Source organism: Sulfuricurvum sp. (assembly GCF_019163035.1).
Lineage (GTDB): Bacteria > Campylobacterota > Campylobacteria > Campylobacterales > Sulfurimonadaceae > Sulfuricurvum.
Genome location: NZ_JAFLKV010000080.1, coordinates 1 through 2,386, shown reverse-complemented (window position 1 = coordinate 2,386; position 2,386 = coordinate 1). Strand labels below are relative to the sequence as shown.

Genomic DNA, 2,386 nt, shown 5'->3' with positions numbered 1-2,386 from the left:
CAAAGAGGTAGCTGCCATCATCGCAAAAATGGGAATTAGTGTTCCGGTATGGATAGAAGATGCGATAAATCCGATCGATCCGGCGATGGTAAATTCACTCACTCCGATCACTGAATTAGCAACACCGCTGTCATTTTTAAAAAATTCCAGTGCCAAAGCAATACCGTTACCGAAGATAACACCCAATATCCCGACATAGATAGTCATGGCTAAAAAGACGGCTAGGATGTTGGGAGAATAGGAGATGGCATAGAGAATTACCCCAGCGATGAACTGAATACCCATTCCTACCGCTAAAATAGTTTTCGGCTCGTAGGTACGAACCATTTTGATGTTTAGGCGTGTAAATACGATCATCACAAGGACATTAGCACCGAATAAAATCGGAAAAAGTGTTTTCGTGACATGGAAATATTCCATATAAATAAAACTGGATTTTTCGATAAAGATAAACATCCCAGAAAAAGAGAATGAGAGTGCCAAGATATAACCAAGTGCCTCTTTGTGGCTCAAAACTCTTTTGTAGGCTTCGAATATTTTGGTATGGGTTTTTGTCCCAGTTTCTGGCAGATAAAGAAAAATAATGAGGAAAACGGCACTGCTATAGATTCCTAAAAACAAAAACACATAATTCCATGAAAAGTAGGAGATGACAAGTGCACCCAGAGCAGGGGCTATCATAGGAGCAATCATTGTGATCGATGCGATGGTCGAAAATACTTTTGCCGCCTCTTTACCGTGAAATAGATCCCGTACAATTGCCGAAGAGTTGACAATGGCTAATCCACCTGAAAGTGCTTGCAGTGCACGAAAAAAGTAGAGCTCTTCGAGGGTGCTGGTGGTATAGAGGGCAAAATCGGCTGCTGTGAAAAATCCTAACCCGATAAGAGCCGTCATCCGTCTGCCGATACGGTCAGAGAGAATCCCCCCGATCAGCTGTCCCAACGCAAAAAAGAGCAAAAAGATACTGATTGTCATTTCGATTTTTTCGATCCCTACGTGTAAGTATCGAGCGATCTCAGGCATAGAGGGGAGGTAGGTATCGATTGCCAGTGGGGTAACAGAGGTGAGTGCGGCGAGTAGAACGACGAGGAGAATATGATTATAGGCTTTTTGCATACTAAATGATACCCATGTTTGGATAATAGTGATGAATGAGCTAGAAACAATTTAGCTCTAATAATAGATAAGAACAGACAATGCATATCATAAATAAATACCTATTTAACTCAATTTTTAGGAGCATTGTATGGCTGTTTTAATTACCGATTCTTGTATAAATTGCGATGCGTGTATCGAGGAGTGTCCTGCGACGGCTATCGTCAGCGCCGATGAGTCACCGCTTGTGAGTGGAGAATACACCTACGTTAAGCCTGAAAAATGTATCGAATGTGTTGATTCGGCAGTACCGAAATGTGCTGATGTCTGTCCTACGGAGGGGTGTATTGTATGGGATATGCCCTATATTGCTGAGTACAATGACCATTTTATCCAAAGCGGCGAGTATGTGATCCGTGTACATAAAAGTAAAGGTCTTATGTCACCAGAGGTTAATCCGATGCCTTGGCGTGAGAGTATCACAATAGAGCAAAGAGCAGGACGGGTCAGTGTGGGGCAGACACTGACGCTTTATAATTAAAAGTGAGGTTGCTAAAGATGCGGCTTCATAAAAATAAGAGATTACGGCAATGAAATTTAAAAATTATTAACGATCATGCGGGTTGCCGTGACCTTTATTTCCTTCTTTTCGATCATCCCGTGATTCTTTACGATCCTCTTTGCGTTCACGTCGATCCTCACGGATCTCTTTACGGTTATCGCGGTAATGTCGATCAATACGATCATAATGGTCACCTCCTCGACGACGCTCTATCACTTCATCTGGGCTAATACGATGATAATCTGAGAGAAAACGGACATTGACTAAATCAACAATCTCACGATCATACAAACGATGTTTTTTATTATAACCATAGGCTTTACCGTATGGGGGACCGTAAGAGTGAGCGGTATTTATAACGTAAATATTTCGAGGATTAAGCCCAAGACGAAGGGTAATATCCCACCAACTCTGTCCCCGCAGTCGTAAATTCGTGATATATTCAACATTCCGATGCGAATGACGTGCGAGATAATAAGCTACCCCTACCTCTTCACGCGGAATTCGTCGTTCAACCACCACAACTTCTCGTTGAGGGACTTGGTAATACTCTCCGATAGAAAGAGAAAAACCGTCTATATTGCCATCCGATCCCGAAATACCAATATCAAAATTGGATCCGAAAAGTAGAGTTCCAGCTAATACAAAAGCGTATACTGTTGTTTTCATGTATGACTCCTTTGAGGTTATAAGCAGCATCATAACTGTTATTTGTGTATGAATAGT

3 protein-coding genes are annotated in these 2,386 nt (G+C 41.8%); 1 reads left to right on the top strand and 2 read right to left on the bottom strand.

The window, feature by feature from the left end; all coding sequences use genetic code 11:
• Window positions 1–1,119, bottom strand: a 1,119-nt coding sequence (locus JZU62_RS06230) for a multidrug effflux MFS transporter (protein WP_295012976.1), incomplete at its 3' end; no start/stop codon positions are given.
• Between the two features lie 130 nt (window positions 1,120–1,249).
• Between JZU62_RS06230 and JZU62_RS06225 the strand changes: the two genes are divergently transcribed.
• Window positions 1,250–1,639, top strand: coding sequence for a 4Fe-4S dicluster domain-containing protein (locus tag JZU62_RS06225; RefSeq protein WP_295012974.1), 390 nt, complete (start codon window positions 1,250–1,252; stop codon window positions 1,637–1,639).
• 66 nt (window positions 1,640–1,705) lie between these two features.
• On the opposite strand, the gene JZU62_RS06220 is transcribed toward JZU62_RS06225, so the two are convergent.
• Window positions 1,706–2,329 (bottom strand): hypothetical protein, encoded by a 624-nt coding sequence (locus JZU62_RS06220; protein ID WP_295012972.1) that lies wholly within the window; start codon window positions 2,327–2,329, stop codon window positions 1,706–1,708.
• Between the last annotated feature and the right edge of the window lie 57 nt (window positions 2,330–2,386).